This is a genomic window from Dongia sp. (genome assembly GCF_041918875.1).
Classification (GTDB): Bacteria; Pseudomonadota; Alphaproteobacteria; order Dongiales; family Dongiaceae; genus Dongia.
In genome coordinates this window covers 120,428-146,224 of sequence record NZ_JAYRUV010000014.1, presented here as the reverse complement: position 1 = coordinate 146,224, position 25,797 = coordinate 120,428, and the positions used below count along the sequence as shown (strand labels likewise).

Below are 25,797 nucleotides of genomic sequence, written 5' to 3'. Positions count from 1 at the left end.
ATACTACGGAAAGCCAGGCCCCATCGTCATGCTCAGAGGTCTCAATCAGTTCCATGCAATCAAGCATGGCTGGAACCTCCGAAATGTGTGAATCTCGTAGCCTCGCGGGAGAGGGTTGGGGTGAGAGGGTGGTGAGAACGGACTCGTTGAGAGATCCCCCTCACCGGCTCGCTTTGCTCGCCACCCTCTCCCGCGAGGGGAGAGGGTTCGACGAAACGGGTGAGGCAGTGTCAGATCGCCCGCGTCGCCTGTTGCAACCACGCGAGATCATCGCCCGACAATTGCGGGGCCAATGCCGCACGGACGCGGGCGTGGTAGGCGTTCAGCCAGGCGGTTTCTTCGGTCGTCAGCAGCGATTTTTCGATCGCGTTCAGATCGATCGGCGCCAGGGTGAGCGTTTCGAATTCGAGCCAGCCGGGCTGGTCCTTCACTTCCCGCACCACGACGAGGTTTTCGATGCGGATGCCGAATTCGCCTTCCTTGTAATAGCCGGGCTCGTTCGAGACGATCATGCCGGGTTCGAGTGGGGTCCGGTTGGGAACCTTGGAGATGCGCTGCGGGCCTTCATGCACGGAGAGGTATGAGCCGACGCCATGGCCGGTGCCATGATCGTAATCAAGGCCCACATCCCAGAGCGGCTTCCGGGCCAGCGCATCGAGTGCCGAGCCGGTGGTGCCCCTGGGGAAGCGCGCGGTGCCCAAGGCGATGTGGCCCTTCAAGACGCGGGTGAAGCATTCCTTCATTTCCTGGGTAGGGCTCCCCACCGCCACCGTGCGGGTGATGTCGGTGGTGCCGTCGAGATATTGGCCGCCGGAATCGATGAGGTAGAGCGAGTTCACGGGGATCTCGCGCTGGGTTTCCGGCATTGCATGATAATGGCAGATGGCGCCGTTGGGACCTGCCGCCGAGATGCTGTCGAAGGAGAGGTTGCGGAAATGCTCGTTGCCGCGGCGGAAAGCAGCCAGTCGGTCGGAGGCGTCGATTTCCTTCAAACCGCCCCGGGGCGCGCGGCCCGCGAGCCAGGCGAGGTAACGTGCGACCGAAGCGCCGTCGCGGGCATGGGCGTTGCGTGAGCCCTGCACCTCGACCGCATTCTTCGCGGCCTTGGGCAAGGCGCAGATGCATTCGCCCACAGCCACCTTGGCGCCGGATCTGGAAAGCTTGTCATAAACCCATTCGCTGGCCGTGGCGGCGTCGATGGCGACATTGGCTTTCGTGGCGCCAAGCGCTGCGAGGCCGCCCTCGAAAGCATCGGGGCTGGCCACCGCCACCTCGTTGCCGAGATGGGTGAGCGCCGAGGGTGTGAGCTTGCGGCGGTCCATATAGAGATCGACGCGCGCATCGTCATGGAGCACGGCAAAGCCAAGTGCAAAGGGTGTGCGCGGCACGTCGGCGCCGCGGATGTTGAGAAGCCAGCAGAGCGAGTCCGGACCCGAGATGATTGCGGCCGCCTTCCCGTCCGCCTTCAACCTGGCGGCCAGGCGGCGGCGCTTTTCGGCCGAGCCTTCGCCGGCGAACTTCATATCGTGCGGCAGGACCGGCGAAATGGGATCGGCCGGGCGCGCCGCCCAAATCTCGTCCACCGGATTGCGCGCGACGGCGACCAGCTCGGCCCCGGCCCTCCTGGCGGCGGTGCGGAAGCGCTCGGCCTGGTCGGGGGTGAAGAGCTTGGGGTCGAAGCCCATCTTCTGCCCCGGCTTCAATTCGGCGGCGATATAGGCGTCGGCCGGCTCGGTCACGAGATGCCTGTATATATAGAACGACGGATCGACCTGGTCCTTCACCTGGATCGTGTAGCGGCCGTCGACGAAGATGGCGGCCTTTTCCAGCAGCACCACCGCCATGCCGGCCGACCCGGTGAAGCCGCTGACATAAGCCAGGCGCTCGGCATTCTTGGGAACATATTCACCCTGGTGCGCGTCGGCCCGGCCGATGACGAAACCGTCGAGGCCCTGCCGCTTCAATGCCTCGCGCAGGAGCGTCAGACGCGCCGCGATGGGCGGGGTGCGGGTTTCGCTTTCCCGGGATTCCTTTTCGCGGCGAAAGGCCTGGAGCTGGGCAACGAGCGCCGGGCTCGGATTTTCGGCCACCAGATCGACCCAGGCTTCGGGCCGTTCGCCAGCAGGTGCGGCGCCGATTCCGGGCAAAAGTTCAGTAAGCGCGTTAACGCTTAAGTGCGCCTGGTGCTTTTTCAGCAGCCCGGCAAGCGCTTCATCCCCCTGATAGGTCTCGCGGCAGGCTGAATCCGGGGAAGTTACCATGTCGATCTCCAAATTAACCATAATCAGCGTGACCGCTAAGTCACTATAACGTCTTAATTAGTTCTTAGTGATATGCATCACACTGCCATCTTGGCCATTTTGCATGCGCACAGTGCATTGCTGCGATGCGGCGAAACCACTACTGAATGGGTCGGGTTATAACTATATTCCACTGGTCCGCAAAACTCAGGTGATGGCAACGGTGCCGTCTCAAGGCCTCAAGGGCCGGATTGGAAGGTTACTATGAATCGGATCGTGATCAATCAGAACGTGACGTCGAACGTGGCGGTTTCGCCTGCCGTCACCCGTGAGATCGGCTTTGCCGCGTTCGCGCGCTTCGGCAAGGCGCTTGTCAACACGGCACGCCGCGTCCATGCGCGCACCCAGCTGGAAAACGAGCTTTACGCGCTCGATGACCGGTCTTTGAGCGATATCGGCGTCGGCCGTGGCTCGATCCCCGCTTTGGCCCGCGAGGCGCTGCCGGCCGGTGAAGATGGCGATCTGTTCGCCGAATTCAGCCGCCTGGTGGTCAATGGCCTGATGCGCCCGGTGATCGACTGGAACCGCCGCCGCAAGGCGCGCGCCACCCTGCAGGCGCTCGACGACCGGCTGCTCGCCGATATCGGGCTTGCCCGTTACGAGATCGACGCCCATGTGGCCCGCCTCTCCGGCGCCATCAACGGCCCGCTCCCGGCGACCGTGCAGGCGATGGAAGAGGATGTCACCGCGCCGCTCAAGGCCTGGTCGGCCGCGCGTGCCACGGCGAAGGAACTGTCGCGCCTCACGGATCGTCAGCTGATGGATATCGGTGTCATCCGCGGCGACATCGACGAGCTTGCCGGCAATCTCGCCGAGCGCGGCCTGGTTGCCAACAGCAACTTCCAGCCTTCCGCCCCGAAGGCTGCCTGACGCAGTACAGAGTTTTCCCTAAGTAGTGCGCCGAAACGGCGGTCCGGGTAACCGGGCCGCCGTTTCGATTCTAGCGTTTAGATTTTCGCTTCAGGACCAGCACCGACCAGTCGTTCTGGCGGATGCGGAAATCGAGTTCCAGTCCCACGGCCCGATGTGCCGCCAGCACGTCTTTCTCCTGAGTCTTCAGCAGGCCGGAGAGAATGGCGCGGCCATTGCGCGCCAGATTCCTGGCAAGGTCCGGCGCCAGGGAAATGAGCGGGTTGGCGAGGATGTTGGCGGTCACCAGATCGTAGGGGCCGTTGTCGCGGATCGCCTTGGCGCGGTAGCCATCCGAGGCGACGATGCGGATCTGCTTCTTCAAACCATTGATGGCGGCGTTTTCGCGCGCGACACGGACGGCGTCCTTGTCATTGTCGCCGGCCAGCACGGGGACCTGGAACAGATGATGCGCGGCGAAGGCGAGGATGCCGGTGCCGGTGCCGATATCCAGGACCTTCTTCACCTTCATCGATTTCGCGAGCTTCAGGAGCGCCTTGACGCAGCCGCTGGTGGTTTCATGCCGGCCGGTGCCGAAGGCCATGCCGGCATCGATTTCGAGCGGGATGGTGTTCCTGGGCGCACGGCCCCGATCATGTTCGCCATGGATGAAGAAGGGGCCCATCTTCAATGGCGCCAGGCCTTTCCGGCTTTCCGCCAGCCAATCCTTGTCCGGGACCGGGCCGATGACGGCCTCCAGTCTGCCGAAGGGTTTCAGCGCGGCCTTCACGGCGGCGGCGTTCGGCTTCGCCTGCCCGATCACCTCCATGTGCCAGCCCTTGCCGCCATCGGTCTCGAAGCTCACCAGCGCTTCGCCGAACGGTTCCAGCGCCTCCTCCAGCGCCAGGCGCCAGGCGGGCTCCGGCTTGAAATCGAAATCGACATTGACCGAGAAGAGCTTGGTATTGGTCGTCATTGTTTTCCCCTTTAGCCGGCTTTTTCCGCCGGAACCACGAAGCCGGCCATGACCTTCTTGACGCCCGCCTTGTCGAAGGCGATTTCGAGCTTGTCGCCCTCGGCGGTCAAGACCTTGCCGTAGCCGAATTTCTGATGGAAGACGCGCTTGCCCGGCGGATAGGTGCCGGATGAACTGGGCAGCATCTCCGCCTCGAGATCGATGGTGGGCGGCTTGGGGCGCGCCGCGAAGCTGCGGCCGTTGCCGGACCAGCCACCCGAATTGCCGCCATGGGTCATGGCGCCGAAGCCGCTCTGCCTGGGCGGCGAGAAGCCTGCATGATCCTGCCGGTCGATATGTTCCTTCGGGAGTTCGGCGAGGAAGCGCGAGGGCAGCGAGTTCTGCCACTGGTTATGGATGCGCCTGGAACCGGCATGGGCGACGACGGCAAGCTTCCTCGCGCGCGTGATGCCGACATAAGCGAGGCGCCGCTCTTCCTCGAGCCCCTTGATGCCATTCTCGTCGAGCGCGCGGGGGTGCGGGAACAGCCCTTCCTCCCAGCCCGGCAGGAAGACGACATCGAATTCGAGGCCCTTGGCGCCGTGCAACGTCATGATGGAAAGCTGGTCGCGAGGGCCGCTTTCGGCATTCTCCATCACCAGGGAGACGTGATCGAGGAAGCTTTCGAGACTGTCGAAATCCTCCAGCGCCCGCACCAATTCCTTCAGGTTCTCAAGCCGGCCCGGCGCTTCGATCGATTTGTCCTGGCGCCACATGGCGGTGTAGCCGCTCTCGTCGAGGACGATCTGCGCCAGTTCGGCGTGATGCGTCGCGCCAGCCATCTGCCGCCAGCGGGAAAGATCGTTCATGAAGGCGGCGAGCGCGCGGCGGGCGGCGGGCTTCAGTTCATCCGTCGAGACGATCTGGCGCGCCACTTCCGGCACCGAGAGCGATTGCACGCGCGCGATCTCGTTGAGCTGCCTCAGCGTTGTGTCGCCCAACCCCCGGCGCGGCGTGTTGACGATGCGCTCGAAGGCAAGCCCGTCGTCGGGCTGGTGGATGAGGCGGAGATAAGCCAGCGCATCGCGGATTTCCTGGCGTTCGTAGAAGCGCGGGCCACCGATGACGCGGTAGGCAAGCCCCAGCGTGATGAAGCGTTCCTCGAATTCACGCGTCTGGAAGCCGGCGCGGACCAGAATGGCGATGTCCTTGAGTTCCGTGCCGCGGCGCTGCAGCGTTTCGATCTCGTCGCCGATCTGGCGCGCTTCCTCGGTCCCGTCCCAGGCGCCGATGATGCGTACCTTCTCGCCCTCGGCCACCTCGGTCCACAGCGTCTTGCCAAGGCGCCCCTCATTATGCGCGATGAGGCCGGAGGCAGCGGCGAGGATATGCGGCGTCGAGCGGTAATTCTGCTCCAGGCGGATCGTTCTTGCTCCCGGAAAGTCTTTTTCAAACTTGAGGATGTTTTCGACCTCGGCGCCTCTCCACCCGTACACCGCTTGATCATCGTCACCGACGCAGCAGATATTCTTGTGGCTCTGCGCAAGCGCGCGCAGCCAGAGATATTGGGCGACGTTGGTGTCCTGGTACTCGTCGACCAGGATGTAGCGGAACTGTTGCTGATAGCGCTCCAGCCGATCGGGCGCCGTCCGGAAGATGGTGAGATTGTGCAGCAGCAGATCGCCGAAATCGCAGGCGTTGAGCGTCAGCAGGCGTTGCTGATAGGCGTGGTAGAGATCGAGGATGCGGCCGCTCGCCACCTCGGCAAGTTCGGCGCGGCTGACCTTGTCGGGCGTCAGGCCGCGATCCTTCCAGCGTTCGATCAGCCCAAGGACCACGCGCGACGGCCAGCGCTGGGAATCGAGCCCCTGGGATTCGATCAGCTGCTTGATCAGGCGCAACTGGTCGTCGGTCGAGACGATGGTGAAATTGGGCTTGAGGCCCACCAGTTCCGCCTGGCTCCGCAAAATGCGTGCGGCCAGCGAATGGAAAGTGCCGAGCCACCAGCCTTCGACCGGCCGGCCGATGAGGTGGCCGATGCGCTCCTTCATCTCGTTGGCGGCCTTGTTGGTGAAGGTGACGGCCAGGATCTGCGACGGCCAGGCCAGCCCTGAGGTGAGGATATGCGCAAGGCGCGTGGTGAGAACGCGGGTCTTGCCCGTGCCGGCGCCGGCCAGCACGAGAACGGGGCCGTTCATGGCCAGCACGGCCTCCCGCTGGCGGTCGTTGAGGCCAGCGAGGTAGGGCGCGCTGAGAGCGGCGATATCGGTCGATTCGGTCATGCGTCCTTATAGCATTCCGGCGGCATTGTAAGACCCCCCGCGATCTTGCCCGGTCTTGACAGCATGGGTCGGGACCTGCCCAATGCGGCCACAAAATTTGGGAGAAAAATCCATCATGACCAAGACGATCGACCGGATTTCGCTGGGTGCCATGAGCCCGGGCACGGAGCGTTTCATCCTGGCGCACCGCTACGGCACCAAGGGAGCCAGGCCCAAGGCCTATATACAGGCCTCGCTGCATGCGGACGAAATCCCCGGCATGCTCGCAGCGCATCATCTCATCCAACTGCTCGATGCCGCCCAGGCGCGCGGCGAGATCGAAGGCGAGATCGTGGTCGTGCCCGTGGCCAACCCTGTGGGCCTCGGCCAGATCGTCAACGGCGCCCATAGCGGCCGCTACGAACTGCGCGGCGGCAGCAATTTCAACCGGCACTGGCCGGACCTCTATGACGGATTGCTCGATGCCGTGCGCGGCAAGCTCGGCGCCGACAAGGACGCCAATGTAAAGGCGGTCCGCGCCGCCGTCGGGGCCAAAATCAACCAGATGAATCCGGATTCGGAACTGGCGCGCCTGAAGGTCGAGCTGGCGCGCCTTGCCCACGATGCCGACATGGTGCTGGATCTCCATTGCGACGACGAGGCCTTGATGCATGTCTACATGCAGCCGGTGCATTGGGAAGGTTTCGGCGACCTTGCCGCCGAGTTGGGCGCCCGTGCCGGCCTTTTGTGCATGGATTCGAAAGCGCAGAGTTTCGACGAGACCTTCTCGCTGCCCTGGAGCAAGCTCAAGGAAGCGGTCGGCGACACCTTCCCCATCCCCAATGCCTGCTTTGCCACCACGGTCGAGTTCCGCGGCCAGGCCGACGTGTTCGACGAGATGGCGACGAAAGATGCCGCCGGCCTCTTCCGCTTCCTGCAGCGGCACGGCGCGCTGGCCGGCGATCCCGGCCCGGTTCCCGCCGCATCATGCGAGGGGACGGATCTGGAGGCGACCGACATCGTGCGGGCACCCAGCGCCGGAATCATCGCCTATAAGGTGGCACTCGGCGCCGAGGTGAAGAAGGGCGACCTGGTGGCCGAACTGGTCGATCCGCTGGCCGAAGACCAGAGCCAGGCGCGTCAACCGGTCCGCGCCGTCAATGACGGCCTGGTCCTGTCGCGCTGCTTGCGCAAACTGGTGTCGCCCGGCGACGGCATCGCGATGATCGTCGGCAAAACCAAGCTTGCCCACCGCAAGGCCGGCGCGTTGCTGAGCGACTAGCGCGGTTTGCAATCTGACGCCCCCGCTCCGCTTCGCGTCATTCCGCCATGGCCGCCACCAGTGCCGCAAGGCGGACGGGTTTCGTCATCATGGTGACCTGCATCAGGCCGTTGGCGCCGCCCAATTGTTCGGCCATGGCGGCATAGCTGGGATTGTAGCCGGTCAGCACGATGATCCTGCAGTCGGTGTGCTGTTCCGCCAGCCAATGGAGTACTTCGAACCCGTCCATCTTCGGCATGACGATGTCCAGGAGGACGATATCCGGACGGAACCGGATGAAGGCGTCGCAGCCTTCGATCCCGTTTGCCGCCGTCTCGACCGCCCAGCCTTTGGTCAAGGCGGCATCGCGGGCGAAGGCGAGGAAGCCCTCGTCATCGTCGACGATCAGGATGCGTTTCAGTTTCTCCGTCACGGATCAGGCTCCGCCAGAAGATCGGCCAGAAGCTCCGCCAGATCGCCGAAACTGTAGGGCCAGGGCAGCAGCAGGTTCCCGGCCGGGAGGTCCGCCGTGCCCCCTTGCGCGGCATCGCCGGGCCGGGATGTGTAAAGCGCCTTGAGATTTGGCCGCGCGCGGCGCGCACGGCCCACCAGTTCAAGTCCGCTCCGGCCGGGCCCGCCCGGGTCACCCGGCACAAGCAGTTCGCTGAAGATCAGCGCCACGTCGCGATTGCGGTCCAATGCCGCGAGCGCTTCGGCTGCCGTCGCGGCGGTGAGGCAGTCGAAACCGGATTGGCGCAGCGCCGATGCACAGGCGGCAAGATACGCCCCATCGCCGGCCACGAGCAGTATCTTCCCGTCCCGGCCCCGCGGCCGCACCGCGCGATGCCTTGCCGGTGCCATCGCCGCCCTCTCGGTCCGCTCGGCAATGCAGGGCAGGAACAGTCCCACCGTCGTGCCGCGGCCGAGCTGGCTGTCGATGCGGACATGGCCGCCGGATTGCTTGACGAAGCCGTGCACCGTGCTGAGGCCCAGCCCCGTCCCCTTGCCCACGGGCTTCGTGGTGAAGAAGGGTTCGAACACATGATCCAGGATGTCGCGCGACATGCCCGTGCCCTCGTCGGAGACGACGATCATCACGTAAGGCTGCGGCAGAGGCGATGCGGCGGCATCGGGCGTCATCGTCACATTCGCGGTCTCGATGATGAGCCGCCCGCCATCCGGCATGGCGTCGCGCGCATTGATGGCGAGATTGAGCAGCGCCGCTTCCAGCTGGGTCGGATCGACGCTGCAGCAAGGCATATCCGCCGACGTCCGGATGCTGATATGCGTGCCGCCGCCCAGACTGTCTTCCAGCAGCGGCCGCATGTCCTGGATATGCCGGTTTATATCGATGCGGCGCGGCGACAATGCCTGCCGGCGCGAAAAAGCCAACAGGCGCTGGATCAGGGCCGCCCCCCGTTCGGTCGCCGAGATGGCGCGGTCGAGCAATTCGCGGGCGCGCGGCCGGCCTTCGGTTTCGAGCGCCAGCAGATCGAGATTGCCGACGATGGCGCCCAGCAGATTGTTGAAATCGTGCGCGAGCCCCCCGGTCAACTGGCCGACCAGTTCCATCTTCTGCGCCTGATGCAGTGCCGCCTCGGCCGCGCGCTGTTCGGTGAGATCGAGCGAGATCGTGCCCACCGCCGTCAGCGCGCCGCCATCCATGATCGGGAAATGCGTGAAGGCGCAGTCGCGGGCGCCCAGCTCGGTCGGCGTCCGCGCCTCATAGGTCAGCGGTTCGAGCGTCCGCATGACATACGCCTTGCGTTCGTTGAGGTGGCCGCCGGGCCCGGGGCCGAAAAGATCGACCGCGCCGTGGCCGATGACTTCCGCCTCGGTCTTGCCGACCTTTTCCAGGAAACGCAGGTTCACCATCGTGTAGCGCCCGTCGAGGTCGCTGAGGGACAAAGTAACCGGTACGTGGTCGAAGATGGCGCGCAGCCGGGCCTCGCTCTCACGCAAGGCCAGTTCGGTCCGTTTCCGTTCGGTGATGTCGACGGCGAAACCGCCGATCGCCGCGATGTCCCCGTTCGCGCCGCGTATCGGAAATTCGATTTCGAGGCTCCACCGGTAACGCTTGCGCCCCGGCAGTTCGAGTTCGCAGGAAACGACGCCGCCGGTCGCGATGACCGCGCGGCTCATCGCCGTGATCGCGCGGCCGCTTTCGTCGGGCATCAGTTCCTCGGTGAGGCGGCCGCACAGTTCCGACTCGGTCGTCTCGTAACTGTCGGCGCCTTCGCGGTTGATCATCTGCATGCGCCCCTCGACGTCCTTGATGGACATGATGAAGGGTGCATTGTCCATGAAGGCCTGGAGCCTCGCCTCGCTCTCGCGCAGCGCCAGTTCGACCTCCTTGCGCTCCGTGATGTCCTGGATCGTCCCCAAGGCTCCGGTCACATTGTCTTCGTCACCGACCAGCCGTTCGATGATCTCGACCACGTAACGGACCGAACCGTCGGGGCGCACGATCCGGTATTCGATCGGCAATTGGTGACTGGCCTGCTCGCGGAAATGAGTGAAATAGGCCTGGTTGACATGTGCCCGGTCGTCCGGATGCACGAAGCGCTCGACATACGCCTCATCCGGAACAATAAGTTCCTCCAGGGTCACGCCGAAAATGGCGGCAATGGCCGGCGAATAGGTCAGCCCCGTATGCCAGCCGCCATCGGTCCGCCGTTCCTGTTCCTTGCGCCAGGTATAATGGCCCATCCTGGCCAGGGCCTGGGCCCGGCTGAGCTGGGATTCGCGTTCGGCCAGGGCCGCGGTACGCTCGGCCGCCAGTTGTTCCAGTTCGTCGTTGAGCCGGCGCAACCGGTCGGCGTCCTGGCGCTGGACGGTGACGTCCTGGATGGTGCCGAATTCGAAAGCGAGGCCGTGCTCGGGTGCCGGAACGCTTTCGCCCGCCTCCTGAACGGTGACCACCGTGCCGTCGGCGCGGACGACGCGATATTCGACCACATAAGTATCGGAATCCTCCGCTTCGTAGGCGGCCAGCACCTTCGCCAGATCGTCGGGATGAATGAGGCGCCGCATATCGTCGAACGAGTGGGTCGTGCCGCCGGGCGGCAGGCCCAGTATGGCCGTCGCCTCCTCGGAATAATCGATCGTGCCGTTCTTCCAATCGCCGTCGCGATGCACCAGGCGCCAATGACCCAGCCGCGCGATCCGCTCGGCATGCCGATGGCGAGCCTCGCTTTCGACGATGGCATTGAGGGCGTGGCGACGGCCGCTGACATCGTCGAGCGTCAACAGGAAGCGGCGCGGATGACCGCCCAGCGCCTTCACCGAGATGTCGAACCAATTGTCGGGATGGGAGAGGCAGCGCGCGTCCTTGCGCAGAAATTCCTCGACAGTCCCGTCGATGACGGCGCGCAGCCCGGCGGCGATTTCGCCAGCCATGGTATCGCCCTTCGCGGCGGACCGATCGAGGCTGAGGAAGCAATCGTCGCCGACATGAAAACTGACGCGGCCGCCCCCGCCCTCCGCCAGCCGCTCCCAGGCGCGATTGGTCGCGCGCACGATCCCGCTTGCATCCACCGTGCAGACCGCGATCGGGAGCGCATCGAAAAGCGCACGCCCCAGATTGTCGTCATCCGGTTCGATCGAAGTGGGCACAGGCGCCGAGGCAGTGGGAATCTGAAGATTATCCATATGCGCACGAACTCGCCGGTTGGCCGTGACGCGGCCGAAATGAGAAGGCTAGCGTAGGACCATTGAGGTCGTGTTGCCAACGGTGCTGATGGCCCCGCCAGCCGATTGCCGGCCCCGGTGACAAAAGCGGATTTTTAGGATCGTTTTCCGACAACGCTCTTCATCGGAGAGCCGGAATCCTCACGCGATGCGTGCCGCGACCGACCACCATGCGGGCTGCTCCGCTGCGATCCGCCGGCGGGCGGTTTCCGCGGCTGCCGCCGTTTCATAAAGGCCGAAGCAGGTGGCGCCGCTGCCGGACAGGCGGGATAGCAGACAATCCGGCGTGCCCGCGATGGCGGCAAGCACATCGGCCACGACCGGCGCCACGAGGATGGCAGGCGGCGTGAGATCGTTGCGGCGCGTTGCCAGGAAGGCTGCGAGATCGCGGGCGGCGACCGGTGGGCTCGACCAGCGCGCCGCGCTGCTGAAATCGCCGCGCCGCGCCTTGAAGACGGCGGGCGTCGGCGTTTCCACCAACGGATTGACCAGCAGGATATGGGTGGGCGGCAGCGCACCCGCCGGCACGATATCCTCGCCGATCCCGCCAACGAAGCTCGGCCGGCCGTCGAGACAGACCGGCACGTCGGCGCCGAGCTTTTCTGCAAGCCGGTAGAGCTTGGCGCGTTCGGGGCGCACCTGCCAGAGATCGACAAGCGCGCTCAGGGTCGCCGCCGCATCGGCCGATCCGCCGCCGATGCCGGATGCCAGGGGCAGATTCTTGGTGAGATGGATGGCAGCGCCGCGCCGCGTGCCGGTGAGGTCGCGCAAGGCCATGGCCGCGCGCATGACCAGATTGCCGCTGCTGCCGTCGAGCCCGCCGCCGAACGGGCCGTCGATGGTGAGCGACAGGTCGCCGGCGGGCGCCACGCTTATATCGTCGCCGGTCTCGGCGAAGACGATGAGCGAATCGAGCAGGTGGTAGCCGTCGGCGCGACGGCCGACGACGTGCAGATAGAGATTGATCTTGGCGCGCGCGAGCATGGGGCGATGTGCGGCCGGTGGATCAGCCGCCGGAAGGCATGTTCGCTTCGGGATTCGCCTCGCCCAGGCCGCTCTTCAGTTTTTCCTGGATGATGGCGATCTGGTCTTCTTCGGGCTTGAAGGAGAGCGAGCGGTGCCATTGGAAGCGCGCCTCGTTGCGGCGGCCCACGCGCCAATAGGCGTCGCCCAGATGATCGTTGAGGACCGGGTCGGTCGGCTGCAATTCGACGGCGCGTTCCAGATAGGTGACGGCCTTTTCGAATTCGCCGAGCTGGAAATAGGCCCAGCCCAGACTGTCGACGATGAAGCCTTCCTCGGGCCGCTGCTCGACGGCGTTGCCCAGCATCTTCAAGGCCTGGTCGAGATTCTCGCGCCGCTCCACCCAGGTATAGGCAAGATAGTTCAGCACATAGGGCTGATCGGGCGAGAGTTCCAGCGCCTTCTTGAAGTCCGGCTCGGCCTTGTCCCATTGCTTGTTGCGCTCATGCGCGACGCCGCGCGAATAATAGAGCGCCCAATCGTCGGCCTTGGGTTCCTTGATGGATTCGATGGCCTGGTCATAGGCGTCGACCGCTTCGGCAAAGCGCTTTTCGCGGCGGAAGAGATCGCCAAGTTCCACCACGGCCTCGGTGCGCGTCGGCCGCGCCTTCACCAGGCCCTTGAGAGTGGCGATGGCGCCGTCGACATCTTCGAGCTTCTGCTGGCAATCGGCGACCGAGATTTCCGCGGACCAGCGATAGATCGATTTCTCCGGAATGGAGCGATACATCTCGATGGCGTCGGCGCAACGCTCGCGCTGCTGCATGATGTTGCCGAGCAGCAGGCGCGCGATGTCGAGCTCGGGATCCAGTTCCAGGGCCAAGCGCGCGAAGACCTTGGCCTGGTCCTCGGCATTTTCCGATTGCAGGATCAAGCCCAGATCGAAGAAAGCCTCGGCCAAACCTTGCGCCGGTGTCGCCACGACGGGGCCCTTCTCGACCGGTTCGTCCAGGCGCTCGGCCAGCGGGTCGGCGATGGCGCCGGCAATGCCCGAATTGGCGCTGCGATAGAGATCGAGAAAGGCCACCGCGTCGCCCTTGTCACCGGCGCGGCGGAGGAACTCGACATAGAGTTCGATGAAACGCGCACTGGCGGCGCCGGCATCGGCCGCCCCCTTCATGCGATCGAGAGCCTGGCTTGACCGGCCCAGATGATCCTCCATGAGGGCGGTGTGCTGCGTCACCACGGCGCCCAAGCCGTTGAAGTCGGAGAGCGGACCCAAGGCATCGACCGCGGGTTCCAGCTTGCCGCCCAGACCCAGTTCGACCCAGGCAGCCAGGAACGGCTTGGCGATGCGGCCGATGCCGTCGTCGCTGATGCTGCCCAAGGCGCTCTTGGCGGCGGCGAAGTCGCCGGCCTCGACCCGGTCGACCATTTCGACGAACCCGATAAGCGGCGTCTTGGCGCCCTGGCCCTTGATCTCGGCCGCAAGCTTTACAGCCCCCTTGAAATCGCCGGCGCTGACCAGCGCCGAAAGCGTGTGCGAAGCCAGGATCTGGTCGCCGGGCGCCACGTCGCGCGCCAGCCCCAGGAGCTTTGCCGCCATGGCATCGTCGCCGGAACTGAAGGCGAAGCGCCCGGCCAGCAGCGCGCCCGAGAGGGTCCAATGCGGCTCGACTGGCGAGGCGATGACGGCATTGCCGGCAGTCGAGTCCGCCCGCGCGGTGCCGTCGCCATCCTCCTTGCCGGCACAGGCGATCATCGCCGGCAACAGGGCCAGGGCGAGCAATGCCGGGCGGAATCGCGGCGCGGAGGATTGGACTTTCATGGGCGCAGGCAGCCTTAAAATGTTGAATTGTTACATTCCAACAATAGTCTTAGCAGGAAGTGCCCGACGCAGAAAGGGGCCGCCATCACAGCCGATGGCGGCCCCTTTCATTGATGCCCTTCTCACATGTTCGGGTAGTTCGGGCCGCCGCCGCCTTCGGGCGTCACCCAGTTGATGTTCTGGGTGGGGTCCTTGATGTCGCAGGTTTTGCAGTGGACGCAGTTCTGCGCATTGATCTGCAGGCGCGGGTTCGAGCCGTCGGCCTCGCGCACGATTTCATAGACGCCGGCCGGGCAGTAGCGCTGTTCCGGGGCGTCATAGAGGGGCAGGTTGACCTCGATCGGCACCTTGGGGTCCTTCAAGGTCAGATGGCAGGGCTGGTCTTCCTCGTGATTGGTCGAGGAGAGGAAGACGGAGGAGAGCCGGTCGAAGGAGAGCTTGCCGTCGGGCTTGGGGTAGGCGATCGGCTTGTAGCCGTCCTTCTTCCCGGTCTTGGCATTGTCGGGAATCTTGTTGTGGAGCGTCCAGGGCGCCTTGCCGCCGAAGAGCTTCTGGTCCATGCCGGCCATGATGGTGCCGACAAGGAGGCCCTTGCTCATCCACGGCTTGAAATTGCGGGCACGGTAGAGTTCGTCATGGAGCCAGGATTTCTCGAAAGCGTCCGGATAGGCGGCAAGCTCGTCATGGGCGCGCTCGGCCGCCAAAGCCTCGAAGGCGGCATCGGCCGCCAGCATGCCGGTCTTGATCGCGGCATGGCTGCCCTTGATGCGCGGCACGTTCAGGAAACCCGCATTGTCGCCGACAAGGGCGCCGCCGGGGAAGGTGAGCTTGGGGAGAGCCTGGATGCCGCCGGTGACGATGGCGCGGGCGCCATAGGCGACGCGGCGACCGCCCTCGAGCTGTTCGGCGATGGCCGGGTGGTGCTTGTAGCGCTGGAATTCCTCGAACGGATAGAGATAGGGATTCTCGTAGCCCAGCCCGATGACGAAGCCCACCATCACCTGATTGTTGTCGCCGTGATAGAGGAACGAGCCGCCATAAGTGCTGGTGTCCAACGGCCAGCCGGCGGTGTGCATGACCAGGCCCGGCTTGTGCTTGGCGGGATCGATGTCCCAGAGCTCCTTGATGCCGATCGAATAGCTCTGCGCGTCGCGCCCTTCGTCGAGCTTGAAATGCTTGATGAGCCGCTTGCCAAGCGACCCGCGGCAACCCTCGGCGAACAGGGTATATTTGCCGGTCAAGGCCATGCCGGGCGTGAACTCCGCCTTCTCGCTGCCATCCTTGGCGCGGCCCATATCGCCGGTGACGATGCCCAGCACTTTCCGCCTGGCGTCGTCATAGAGGATGTCGGCGGCGGCGAAGCCCGGGAATATCTCGACGCCCAGCGCCTCGGCCTGGCTCGCCAGCCAGCGGCACACATTGCCAAGGCTGACGATGTAGTTGCCCTCGTTATGCAGCGTCGCGGGCAGCAGCGCGTTGGGGAAGCGGACCGAGTTCTTGTCGTTGGTGAGGAAGAGGAAACGATCCTCGGTCACCGGGCAGGTGAGCGGCGCCTCCTTATCCTTCCAGTCGGGAATGAGTTCGGTGAGGGCGCGCGGATCCATGATGGCGCCGGACAAGATATGGGCGCCGATTTCCGAGCCCTTTTCGATGACGACGACCGAAATCTCCTTGCCGGATTCGGCGGCCAGCTGTTTCAGGCGAATGGCGGCGCTCAAGCCGGCGGGCCCGCCGCCGACGATCACCACATCATATTCCATCACTTCCCGGTCCATGGGCCCCTCCCCTTATACGCGGCATGCCGGGCCAGCAGGGCCCAAGGCGGCGTGGTTGCTTACAACGGCCGGGCGCCCCCGCGCAACCGGCCGCCATTATATGCACATTATATATAGCGCGGCCCGGTCAACTGGACCTGAGGCCAGCGGCGATGCTAGCCTTCGCCCATGATCCCGACCGGCCCAGTTTCCGACACTTCCGCGCCAATTTCCGACGCGTCCCAGGCGATTGCCCTGCTGAAATTCTATCTCGATTCAGGGGCCGATGCCGCGATCGAGGACGCGCCCATAAGCCGTTTCGGCCTGAACGGCGCTGGGATGACTGCGGCGAATAGCGGCGGTGGAAAAATGGAAGCGGTGTCAGCGCCGCGCGTTGCCGCGCCGAGTCCGCCGCCGCCCGCCGCCGCACCCAGGCGAGCCACCGTCACCCAGGCGACCGCGATCCTGGGTGCCAACGACCGCGCCCTGGCCGAGTCCGCCCGGTCGGCCGCCGCCGGCGCACGGTCGCTGGAGGAGTTGCGGGAAATCCTGCAGCGTTTCGAAGGGATCGAGAGCCTGCGCGGCCGGGCCACCAACATGGTCTTTGCCGACGGCAATCCGGCCGCGCGCGTGATGCTGGTGGGCGAAGCGCCCGGGGCTGACGAAGACCGGCTGGGCAAACCCTTTGTCGGCGTTTCCGGCCAGTTGCTGGACCGCATGCTGGCCGCGATCGGCCTCGACCGGACCAGCTTCTACATCACCAATGTCTGTTTCTGGCGGCCGCCCGGCAACCGCAAGCCGACGGAAGCGGAACTGGTGGCGCAAGCTCCATTCGTGCAGCGGCATATCGAGCTGGTGGCGCCCAAGATACTCGTGCTGGTGGGTGCGGCGTCGGCCCATGCGCTATTAGGCACGAATGACGGCATCACGCGGCTGCGCGGGCGTTGGTTCGAGTATAAATCCGACGGCCTTCCAGCGGCAGTGCCCGCCCTGCCGATCTTCCATCCGGCCTTCCTGCTGCGCCAGCCGGCACAGAAGCGCGAAACCTGGGCCGATCTCCTCAAGCTGAAAGCCCGCCTTTCCGAGCTTGGTTAAGGCGCCGGCGAATCGCCGGGAGCCGGACGATCGAGCTCCGTTAACCTTTGCGGCGGTTTTGTGATAATGCCGCGACCGATCGTGCAGTCACGTAAAATTTTACCGATCAAATCAATATATAGTGGTTAATATTGACCACGGCACCATATCTGTAGATCGGCGCGGGCGTTTTTTCTGGACGTGCCCACTTCGAATCGGTAACGCTGGGAACCAGAAAAGAAGCCAACTCGTTAATAACGCGCTCGCCAGGAACGGTCCTGGCGAGGTTCGCTCTGAGGGGGGCGAAAGATTGCAGAATGAATTTCGACAACACGGCTGGCGCCGTTTCCTGGCGTCGACCGCGGCGGTGGTGTTGCTGTCCCCGGCGATCGTCCTGGGCGCCACACTGGCCAAAGCCGATGAGCTGAGCGCCGCGACGCTTGGAACTGGCAGCACGACCGCGTCGCTGCCGACCGGGCCGGAGGTTTTCGGCGCCACCCTGCCGCAACCGCTCGATGCCGTGAATGCCGACCGCTATCGCCAGATCTTCCGCTTGCAGGCCCAGGGCGATTTCGCCGGCTCGGACCGCCTGATCGGCGACCTCACCGATCCCGTGTTGCTGGGCCATGTGCTGGCGGACCGCTATCTGTCGCCGGGCTACAAGAGCAAGCCCAAGGAACTCAGCGATTGGCTGAAATCCTATTCGGCGCTGCCGGAGGCCGAGGCGATCTATACGCTGGCCACCCGGAAGGGTGTGAAGAAGGCGGCGCTGGCCAAGCCGAAATACGACATAACGCGGGTCGGTTCGCCGGACGAGAATTCCAGCGACAACGACCCGAACTGGCTGGCCGGCCTCAATGCCTGGCGCGACCGTAATTACGAGCAGGCCGCGATCCTGTTCGAGAAAGCGGCGATCCGCACTTCGTCTTCCGGCTGGGACCGCTCCGCCGCCGCTTATTGGGCGAGCCGCGCGCATGTCCGCGCCAAGCATCCCGACAAGGTCAGCCATTGGCTGAAGGTCGCATCCGAATTCCCGCGCACCTTCTACGGGCAGCTCGCCACGCGGGCGCTGGGCCTTGAGCCGACCTTCGACTGGCGCGTGCCGACATTGACCGGCGGCCATGGCGCGCAGCTGATGAATTCGCGCATCGGCAAGCGGGCGCTGGCGCTGCTGCAGATCGGCGCGACCGACCTTGCGGAAAAGGAACTGCTGATCCTGCAGAGCGAGTCCGCCATCGATGTGGGCGACGCGCTGGTGGCCATCAGCCAGGCCTACCGCCTGCCGTCGCTGGCCTTGAAGATCGGCGCCTGGCGCCACCTCAAGGGCGGCCCGCGCATGGATGCGGCACTCTATCCGCTGCCCTCGTGGAAACCGGCCAACGGGTTCACGATCGATCAGGCGCTGCTCTTTTCCGTCATGCGCCAGGAATCGGGCTTCAATCCGAATGCGATCTCAGGAGCGGGCGCCGTGGGCCTCATGCAGCTGATGCCGGGCACGGCCAAGGCGATCGGCGCACCGGCCGGCTCCCGCCTCAAGGATCCGCTGACCTCGCTCGCCTATGGCGAAAAGTACATCAAGCGCCTGCTCGACGATCCGGCGGTGAAGGGCGATCTCTTCATGATGGCCGCAGCCTACAATGCGGGCCCGGGCAACCTTGCCAAATGGAAAAAGAGCATTCGCGGTTCGGAAGATCCGCTGCTGTTCATCGAAAGCCTGCCTTCGCGCGAGACGCGCAACTTCGTCGAGCGCGTCATGGCCGGCTACTGGGTCTATCAGGCCCGCCTCGGCCAGCCGGCGCGGTCGCTGGAAGCCGTCGCCAACGGCGCATGGCCCAGCTATCAGCGCGGCGACAACGTCACGGCGGCTTCCAACTAATCTCCCAGGGGCTTGGGAATGTCACGGATCGACGAGACGCGTCCGTTCCTGCCGGTCGGCATTGCCATCCTGACCGTCTCGGACACGCGCACGGCCGCCGACGACCGCTCCGGCGACAAGCTGGCGGAACTGCTGGCGCGCGATGGCCATAAACTCGCCGCGCGCGCCATCGTCAAGGACGATGTCCCCGCAATCACTGCGCAGCTCAAGGCATGGATCGCCGATCCGGCGATCGATGTGGTGATCTCGACCGGCGGCACGGGCGTCACCGGGCGCGACGTGACGCCGGAAGCCTTCGAGAGTGTCTTTGAAAAGAAGATCGACGGGTTCGGCGAACTCTTCCGCTGGATTTCCTATCAGAAGATCGGGACTTCGACGATCCAGTCGCGGGCCGTGGGTGGCGTTGCCGGCGGTACCTATCTCTTCGCCCTCCCCGGCTCGCCCAGCGCGGCCCGCGACGGCTGGGAAGAGATCCTCAAATGGCAGCTCGATTACCGGCACAAACCCTGCAATCTGGTCGAGCTGATGCCGCGCCTTACGGAACATCTGAAATAGGCCGGCGACCACGCGGCGACAGATCCGCCGCGCTGATTGGCGCGTATGGAACAAGGCTGGAGACGACAGGCCCAGTTCTGTTCCGCGAGATGCAATGACCGAAATCCACGCACCTGCTCTAGTATCGTCCCCGGCATTATCGCCGGCCGCCAGTCCCCGAGAGATCGCCATTCGGGCCGAAGCCATCGATACCATGGCCTGGATCGACCAGTACGAGGCCGCCCCACCACATATCGTCGAGGCGCTTGGCTTGCGAAAGATCCAGCGCGGTTCATTGGCAATGATCGGCAGCCGCATACCGTTCAGTCATTTCAACATGGTGTTGACGCTGGGCTGCCCGGCGCCGGTCGATGCGAATGCCTTCGAAACCATCGAGGCATTCTATCGCGATGGCGCCGGCCCACATTGGATTGTGGTCAACGATCACAGCCAGCCCGCCGATCTGGATGTTCAATTGCTTGCGCGCGGATACCGGGCAGCCGGTGCCTGGGACCGCGTGATCCTGCAGGGAACGCCCCACCAGCTATGGACCGCTCATGCAACAGGCTGCGAGCGCGTCGATACCGCCAACGCGGCTGGCTGGATCGCCTTCATTCGCGATTGCTATGGCATGCCGCCCGGGATCGGCGACTGGCTGCAGGCATTGGTCGGCCGCAAGGGCTGGATTCATTTTCTGCGCCGCGAGCAGGGATTGCCGGATGCCAAGATCGTCATGGTCCGCAGTGCCTTCATCGACGATGAAGGCTGGTGCTGGCTTGGGATCGACGCACCCGTTCCGGGCGTGATGGCACCTTGCTTCGAGGACGACCAGAAGGTGACGGCGGCGCTGCTTCTCGCGGCGGCGGATGCCGGCGCCAGGCAATTTGTCAGCGACATCGAAGCGATCAGTGATGGCCGCCAGGGTCCGGGATACGCCGCCTGGGCAGCACTCGGCTTCGCTTGCAGCTATCGGCGCCGGCTGTTCAGGCACGATTGCGAACCACGTTAAACGGACGCTTTGTTCTTGAAATGTTCCAATACTCGTGGCAGGATTTTGCCATGCGCTACGAACGTGACCCTGTCGATCCCTTCACCGATTCCGCCCTTCCCGACATGGCCCGGAAGGGGCGCGGGGCGGTCAGCAACCGGGCGGGCCGTTTCGAGTCAGGCCTGCGCCCGGCCGAAGACGATGGCTGGCAGGAGGCGCGGAATGCCGCCGGCGACGAGGCGTTCTCCGGTCTGAGCTTCAAGGGCGTGCCGCTGGGCCTGTCGCCAAGGCCCGTCGCCAAGGGTGGCGGTGAGGATGAGCTGCCACCGCTCAAGACCCATGTGGCGCTGGATACGGCGCGCTCCATCATCAGCCACAACAAATCCCCCGACATTCCCTTCGACCAGTCGATCAACCCCTATCGCGGCTGCGAGCATGGCTGCATCTATTGCTATGCGCGCCCGACCCATGCCTATCTCGGCCATTCGCCGGGCCTCGATTTCGAGACGCGGCTCTATATGAAGGCCGATGCGGCCAAGCTCCTCGAAAAGGAACTGCGCCGCCCGGGCTACAAGCCCAGCGTCATCGCGCTTGGTGCCAATACCGACCCCTATCAGCCGATCGAGAAGCGCTACGGCATCACGCGCGAAGTGCTGCATGTACTCGCCGCCTACAATCATCCGCTCGGCATCACCACGAAGTCGGCCAATGTCTGCCGCGACATCGACATTCTGGCGCCGATGGCCGCGAAACATCTGGCCAAGGTCTATCTCTCCGTAACGACACTGGACCGCGACCTCGCACGCGTGATGGAGCCGCGTGCCTCGACGCCGCAGAAACGGCTCGACGCCATCCGCCAACTCAGCGAGGCGGGCATTCCGGTGGGCGTCTCGGTGGCGCCGATCATTCCGGGCCTCACCGACCATGAGATCGAAGCCATTGTCGAAGCGGCCTCGGCAGCGGGCGCCACCTCCGTCAGCTGGACGCTGCTGCGCCTACCGCTCGAGATAAAGGACCTGTTCCAGGAATGGCTCGAGGCGCATCACCCCTTGAAGGCCAAGCGCGTGCTCGACCTGGTGCGCGAATGCCGCGACGGGGCGCTCTACAAGGCGGAATTCGGCGCGCGCATGAAGGGAAGCGGCCCTTATGCCACCCTCATCCGCCAGCGCGTCCAGACGATCGCCAGGAAACTCGGCCTCAACGGCTATCGCTGGGAAGTGGATAGCGGCCAGTTCAGGGCGCCGACCGGGCGCATGACGGAGACGGAAGCGGAGAAGGCGCAGCTGAGCTTGTTCGGGTGAGCACCGTCACAGCTGAGACATCCCCCCTCTCCCTAGCCCTCCCCCTGAAGGCAGGGCTAGGGAGAGGGGGTGTGGCACGACAAGGCTCAACTTCCCCGGAACAACTCCGCGCTCCACTTGTTTTACAAGGCATCTCCCACTCGCCAAGGAGGCCGATCATGCGCGCGCGCTTAACAACCATCACCATTGCCGCGGCCTTGTTCTCCGCCGCCCTCAGCGGGCCGGCCCGCGCCGAGAATGCCATGCCGACGCAGCCCACCGACCTCAGCACGCAGAGCGGCAACAATTGCACCAATGGCGAAATCATCGACGGCTCGACCGCCGAGCAGGCCATGGCCGCCTTCAAGGCCGCCGGCTATACCGATGTGCAGATCCTCGAAAAGGGCTGCGACAATTACTGGCATGCGACCGGAACCAAGGGCGGCCAGGGCGGCAATATCGTGCTCTCGCCCGACGGGCAGATAATGCCGGAAGGTAACTGAACCTCCGACCCGACCCTGCGCCAGGTCCGGCGAAATCCCCCGGCGCGCGCCAGCGGCCAGGAGATTTCCTTCGGTCCTAGCTCGAAAGATTTTCGCAAGAGCCACCATCGAGCTTCTGCAGCTTGAAGGGGTCGCCCGGCAGGCTTTCCGAGATGAAGACCGTGAAGTCATCTGCCGGGTGATCGGCGTCGCGGAGTTTGTAGAGGCCGGCTGCGTCCTTGAAGAGCTGGAAGCAGTACATCTCCCCCGGATTGGGGCGATCATAGGTGTAACAGACGCGGCCATTGCCGACACGCCAGACGCCACGCAGGAAATCCGTACCGTGAATGTAACGCGACTGGCCGTTGGGGCAGTGATATTCGGTCCAGCGATCCTTCGCTTCCCCGCGATATTGAAAATACCCCAACATGGTGTGGCCGGAGAGGATCGCCTCGATCTCGGCGGTGTCGGTGATGGCACCTTCATCCGCAACCGGCTCGTCGGCATGAGATGCAATCGCCATTGTTGCAGCCAGCGCCAGCGTGGCGATCGCCGCCGTCTTCCCGATCATCCCGCGCATACTCACCCCCTATCGCCCGCATGGCGGCTTATCTTTTAGGAGCAGCTTGGATTCTGCGTCAATGTTCAGTTGTGCTTCATGCGCGATTTGAATTGTCCCCACGCTCAGGCATCAGCATGATGCGGGCAAGAATGTCGCCTGGGGGAGCTGGCGCGATGCCGGATTGGTCGTTTGAAATAGCAGCTGGGAGCGAACGGGGCACCCTGGTCTGCGGCATCGACGAGGTTGGGCGGGGGCCCTTGGCCGGGCCGGTGATGGCCTGCGCCGTCATCCTGGACCCGGCACGGGTGCCGAGGAAGCTGCAGAAGCGGCTGGATGATTCCAAAAAGTTGTCGGCTCCGGCGCGCACCGAGATCGCCGCCGCCTTGCGCGAGATCGCCCAATTCGCCATCGCCGAGGCGAGTGTGGCTGAGATCGACAGCATCAACATCCTCGAGGCGACGCACCTGGCCATGCGCCGCGCCGTCGAGGGCCTCGCGCAAAAACCGGCCCATGCCCTCGTCGATGGAAACCGGGCGCCAATCCTGTCCTGCCCCACCACCTGCATCGTCGAGGGGGACGCCAAATCGCTTTCCATCGCCGCCGCCTCGATTCTCGCGAAGGTGGAGCGGGACAAGATTATGAGTCAGCTCAGTCTCATCCATACCGTATATGGTTGGGAGCGCAATGCGGGGTATGGAACGGCCGAACATCTGCGCGCCATCCAGACCCATGGGATCACCCTCCATCACCGCAGGTCATTTAGACCGATCTCTGAGAACATTATGATAACTAACTGACTCATAACACTTTCTCATTGACAGCCCGAGTCGCGTGACAGAGGATCGGCGCCATGACAAAGAAAGCGCCGAAGCCAAACCTCACCACTCTCCCCCTCGATTCCATCATCGGCGGGGACAGTATCGAAGCCTTGAACTCGCTCCCCGAAGCGTCGATCGACATGATATTTGCCGATCCACCATACAACCTTCAGTTGAATGGAGATCTGCACCGGCCCAATAACAGCCGTGTCGACGGGGTCGACAATGATTGGGACAAGTTCGCCGACTTCGCGACCTACGACCGGTTCACCATCGACTGGCTGTCGGCAGCGCGCCGGGTCCTCAAGGATGACGGGTCGCTCTGGGTCATCGGCTCCTATCACAACATCTTCCGCGTCGGCGCCAAGCTCCAGGATCTGGGCTTCTGGATGCTCAACGACGTCATCTGGCGCAAGACCAACCCGATGCCGAACTTCCGCGGCCGACGCTTCACCAACGCCCATGAAACCATGATCTGGTGCGCCAAATCCGCCGAAAGCCGCTACCAGTTCAATTACGAGGCGATGAAGACGCTCAACGACGATCTGCAGATGCGCTCCGACTGGCTGATGCCGATCTGCAGCGGCTCGGAACGCCTGAAGGGTGAGGATGGCGCCAAGGCGCACCCGACGCAAAAGCCCGAAGCGCTGCTCTACCGCATCATGATGGCAGCGACCAAGCCCGGCGACGTGGTCTTGGATCCCTTCTTCGGCAGCGGCACCACCGGCGCTGTTGCGAAGAAACTGGGGCGTCGCTGGATCGGCATCGAACGCGATCCCAACTATATCAAGGCGGCCCGCGCCCGCATCGCAAAGGTGCAACAGGTGCCCGAGAAGGAAATGCTGCAGATCATTGCCAAGCGCGAAGAACCGCGCATTCCCTTCGGCTGGCTCATCGAACGCGGCCTTCTGGAACCCGGCACCGTGTTGACCAGCACCAATGGCCGCTTCACCGCCAAGGTGCGCGCCGACGGCACGCTCATTTCATCCGACCACAGGGGCTCGATCCACCAGGTCGGTGCCGCCGTGCAAGGGGCGCCTGCCTGCAATGGCTGGCAATTCTGGTGCGTGCCGCGTGAGGGCCAGCTGATCCCGATCGACTACTATCGCCAGCAATTGCGGGCGGAACTGCACTAAAGTCCCCTCACCCCAACCCCTCTCCCCGGAGGGGCGAGGGGCTTCAGAGCGAGTTCGGTCAAAACTCCCTCGCCCCGCTTGCGGGGTGAAGGGCTTTACCCCGCTACACCAGTTTCGCCAACCCGTGCGCGACGACCTTCCGCATGACGCTGGGAAGCGCCACGTTGCCGAGTTGATCGATACCGACCCATTGGTAGCGCGAATCCACTTTGACGCCCGTTGCGGCGAAGAGCGTCAGATGCAAGGCGAAATGGGTGAAGACGTGGGTGACGCTGCCGTCGAGGCGGCGCCATTTCGCTTTCAGCGGCGCGAGGTCGGCGGCGGTATCCTGGTCGAAAACCTTGCCCAGCCAATCGCTGGTCGGCACCTGCACCATGCCGCCAAGCAATCCTTTTTCAGGCCGTTTTTCGAGCGCGATGCGGCCCGCTTTGTCGAGCATCAGGAAGCAGATTCCGTAGCGTTGCGGCCGCGCTGCCTTGGGCGATTTCCTGGGGAAGGATTCCATGTCGCCTGCCGCATGCGCCGCGCAGGTCTCGCGCCACGGGCACAAGAAACATCTGGGCCTGGCCGGCGTGCAGATCGTGGCGCCGAGATCCATGATCGCCTGCGCGTAGTCGCCGGGGCGGACGTCCGGCGTGTAGCGCGCGGCGAGGGCGCGCAGTTCCACCTTGGCCTTGGGCAGAGGCGTTGCCACGCGGTGGATGCGCGCCATCACCCGTTCGACATTGCCGTCGAGGATGGTAGCCGGCTGGTCGAAGGCGATCGCCGCCACCGCCGCCGCCGTATAGGGGCCGATGCCGGGGAGTTTCAGCAGACCTTCCTCGGTGCGCGGGAAATGGCCGCCATGTTCGGCCACCACGGTCTGCGCGCATTTCTTCAGATTGCGCGCGCGGGCGTAATAGCCGAGGCCCGCCCAGGCGGTCAGCACATCGTCGAGCGGTGCGGCGGCGAGATCGGCGACCGTCGGCCAGCGGGCGAGGAAATCCGTATAGTAGGGCCCGACCGTCACCACCGTCGTCTGCTGCAGCATGATTTCAGCGAGCCACACATGATAGGGATCGGCCGTCTCGCCCGGGGCGGAGCGCCAGGGGAGATACCGGCGATGCCGGTCATACCAGGCGAGCAAGTCGCTGGCCGGTGTCGTCATGGCTTTGGGCTGTTTGCGCGGCATGGCGCCGGACCTTAG

General features: G+C 64.4%; 20 protein-coding genes. 10 read left to right on the top strand and 10 right to left on the bottom strand.

Annotation, left to right across the window (positions count from 1 at the left end):
• Positions 1-230 precede the first annotated feature (230 nt).
• Positions 231-2,261 (bottom strand): aminopeptidase P family protein, encoded by a 2,031-nt coding sequence (locus ACE3TY_RS15810; RefSeq protein WP_374654658.1) that lies wholly within the window; start codon positions 2,259-2,261, stop codon positions 231-233.
• A gap of 243 nt (positions 2,262-2,504) precedes the next feature.
• Here ACE3TY_RS15810 and ACE3TY_RS15805 point away from each other — a divergent pair, with 243 nt between their 5' ends.
• On the top strand, positions 2,505-3,170 hold the full coding sequence (locus tag ACE3TY_RS15805) for a DUF1127 domain-containing protein (RefSeq protein ID WP_374654656.1): 666 nt from the start codon (positions 2,505-2,507) through the stop codon (positions 3,168-3,170).
• A 70-nt stretch (positions 3,171-3,240) separates the two neighbouring features.
• Here the strand turns inward: ACE3TY_RS15805 and ACE3TY_RS15800 are convergent, their stop codons facing one another.
• On the bottom strand, positions 3,241-4,125 hold the full coding sequence (locus ACE3TY_RS15800; protein ID WP_374654654.1) for a 50S ribosomal protein L11 methyltransferase: 885 nt from the start codon (positions 4,123-4,125) through the stop codon (positions 3,241-3,243).
• 11 nt (positions 4,126-4,136) lie between these two features.
• The gene (locus ACE3TY_RS15795) at positions 4,137-6,386 is read right to left on the bottom strand and encodes an ATP-dependent helicase (RefSeq protein ID WP_374654652.1); all 2,250 of its coding nucleotides are present in this window, start codon (positions 6,384-6,386) and stop codon (positions 4,137-4,139) included.
• A 115-nt stretch (positions 6,387-6,501) separates the two neighbouring features.
• Here ACE3TY_RS15795 and ACE3TY_RS15790 point away from each other — a divergent pair, with 115 nt between their 5' ends.
• Positions 6,502-7,647, top strand: coding sequence for a succinylglutamate desuccinylase/aspartoacylase family protein (locus ACE3TY_RS15790; RefSeq protein WP_374654650.1), 1,146 nt, complete (start codon positions 6,502-6,504; stop codon positions 7,645-7,647).
• 37 nt (positions 7,648-7,684) lie between these two features.
• Here the strand turns inward: ACE3TY_RS15790 and ACE3TY_RS15785 are convergent, their stop codons facing one another.
• From ACE3TY_RS15785 to ACE3TY_RS15765, 5 genes are all read right to left on the bottom strand, one after another.
• Positions 7,685-8,059, bottom strand: a complete 375-nt coding sequence (locus tag ACE3TY_RS15785) for a response regulator (protein WP_374654648.1) — start codon at positions 8,057-8,059, stop codon at positions 7,685-7,687.
• Positions 8,056-11,277 (bottom strand): PAS domain S-box protein, encoded by a 3,222-nt coding sequence (locus ACE3TY_RS15780; RefSeq protein WP_374654646.1) that lies wholly within the window; start codon positions 11,275-11,277, stop codon positions 8,056-8,058. The genes ACE3TY_RS15785 and ACE3TY_RS15780 overlap by 4 nt, the downstream gene beginning before the upstream one ends.
• Before the next feature lie 180 nt (positions 11,278-11,457).
• Positions 11,458-12,300, bottom strand: a complete 843-nt coding sequence (locus ACE3TY_RS15775; RefSeq protein WP_374654644.1) for a 4-(cytidine 5'-diphospho)-2-C-methyl-D-erythritol kinase — start codon at positions 12,298-12,300, stop codon at positions 11,458-11,460.
• Between the two features lie 22 nt (positions 12,301-12,322).
• Positions 12,323-14,107 carry a tetratricopeptide repeat protein gene (locus ACE3TY_RS15770; RefSeq protein WP_374654642.1) on the bottom strand — a complete coding sequence of 595 codons (1,785 nt, stop codon included), beginning with the start codon at positions 14,105-14,107 and terminating at the stop codon, positions 12,323-12,325.
• A gap of 122 nt (positions 14,108-14,229) precedes the next feature.
• Positions 14,230-15,882: an electron transfer flavoprotein-ubiquinone oxidoreductase gene (locus tag ACE3TY_RS15765; RefSeq protein ID WP_374654640.1), complete on the bottom strand. Its 1,653-nt coding sequence runs from the start codon at positions 15,880-15,882 to the stop codon at positions 14,230-14,232.
• 168 nt (positions 15,883-16,050) lie between these two features.
• Here ACE3TY_RS15765 and ACE3TY_RS15760 point away from each other — a divergent pair, with 168 nt between their 5' ends.
• From ACE3TY_RS15760 to ACE3TY_RS15735, 6 genes are all read left to right on the top strand, one after another.
• Complete coding sequence (locus ACE3TY_RS15760; RefSeq protein ID WP_374654638.1) at positions 16,051-16,956, top strand: uracil-DNA glycosylase; 906 nt, start codon at positions 16,051-16,053, stop codon at positions 16,954-16,956.
• A gap of 289 nt (positions 16,957-17,245) precedes the next feature.
• A complete protein-coding gene (locus tag ACE3TY_RS15755) occupies positions 17,246-18,811 on the top strand; it encodes a lytic transglycosylase domain-containing protein (RefSeq protein ID WP_374654636.1) in 1,566 nt (521 codons plus the stop codon).
• Positions 18,812-18,829: 18 nt separating this feature from the next.
• Positions 18,830-19,366, top strand: a complete 537-nt coding sequence (gene moaB, locus ACE3TY_RS15750; RefSeq protein WP_374654634.1) for a molybdenum cofactor biosynthesis protein B — start codon at positions 18,830-18,832, stop codon at positions 19,364-19,366.
• A gap of 94 nt (positions 19,367-19,460) precedes the next feature.
• Positions 19,461-20,354 carry a hypothetical protein gene (locus ACE3TY_RS15745; protein ID WP_374654632.1) on the top strand — a complete coding sequence of 298 codons (894 nt, stop codon included), beginning with the start codon at positions 19,461-19,463 and terminating at the stop codon, positions 20,352-20,354.
• Between the two features lie 50 nt (positions 20,355-20,404).
• Positions 20,405-21,634 (top strand): PA0069 family radical SAM protein, encoded by a 1,230-nt coding sequence (locus ACE3TY_RS15740; protein WP_374654630.1) that lies wholly within the window; start codon positions 20,405-20,407, stop codon positions 21,632-21,634.
• A gap of 158 nt (positions 21,635-21,792) precedes the next feature.
• Positions 21,793-22,116 carry a hypothetical protein gene (locus ACE3TY_RS15735; protein ID WP_374654628.1) on the top strand — a complete coding sequence of 108 codons (324 nt, stop codon included), beginning with the start codon at positions 21,793-21,795 and terminating at the stop codon, positions 22,114-22,116.
• Positions 22,117-22,192: 76 nt separating this feature from the next.
• On the opposite strand, the gene ACE3TY_RS15730 is transcribed toward ACE3TY_RS15735, so the two are convergent.
• Positions 22,193-22,675 carry a hypothetical protein gene (locus ACE3TY_RS15730; protein WP_374654626.1) on the bottom strand — a complete coding sequence of 161 codons (483 nt, stop codon included), beginning with the start codon at positions 22,673-22,675 and terminating at the stop codon, positions 22,193-22,195.
• A 155-nt stretch (positions 22,676-22,830) separates the two neighbouring features.
• On the opposite strand from ACE3TY_RS15730, the gene ACE3TY_RS15725 reads away from it, so the two are divergent.
• The gene (locus ACE3TY_RS15725; protein WP_374654624.1) at positions 22,831-23,454 is read left to right on the top strand and encodes a ribonuclease HII; all 624 of its coding nucleotides are present in this window, start codon (positions 22,831-22,833) and stop codon (positions 23,452-23,454) included.
• A 53-nt stretch (positions 23,455-23,507) separates the two neighbouring features.
• The gene (locus tag ACE3TY_RS15720) at positions 23,508-24,611 is read left to right on the top strand and encodes a site-specific DNA-methyltransferase (RefSeq protein ID WP_374654622.1); all 1,104 of its coding nucleotides are present in this window, start codon (positions 23,508-23,510) and stop codon (positions 24,609-24,611) included.
• A 103-nt stretch (positions 24,612-24,714) separates the two neighbouring features.
• Here ACE3TY_RS15720 and mutY read toward each other — a convergent pair whose 3' ends face one another.
• The gene (mutY, locus tag ACE3TY_RS15715; RefSeq protein ID WP_374654620.1) at positions 24,715-25,782 is read right to left on the bottom strand and encodes an A/G-specific adenine glycosylase; all 1,068 of its coding nucleotides are present in this window, start codon (positions 25,780-25,782) and stop codon (positions 24,715-24,717) included.
• Between the last annotated feature and the right edge of the window lie 15 nt (positions 25,783-25,797).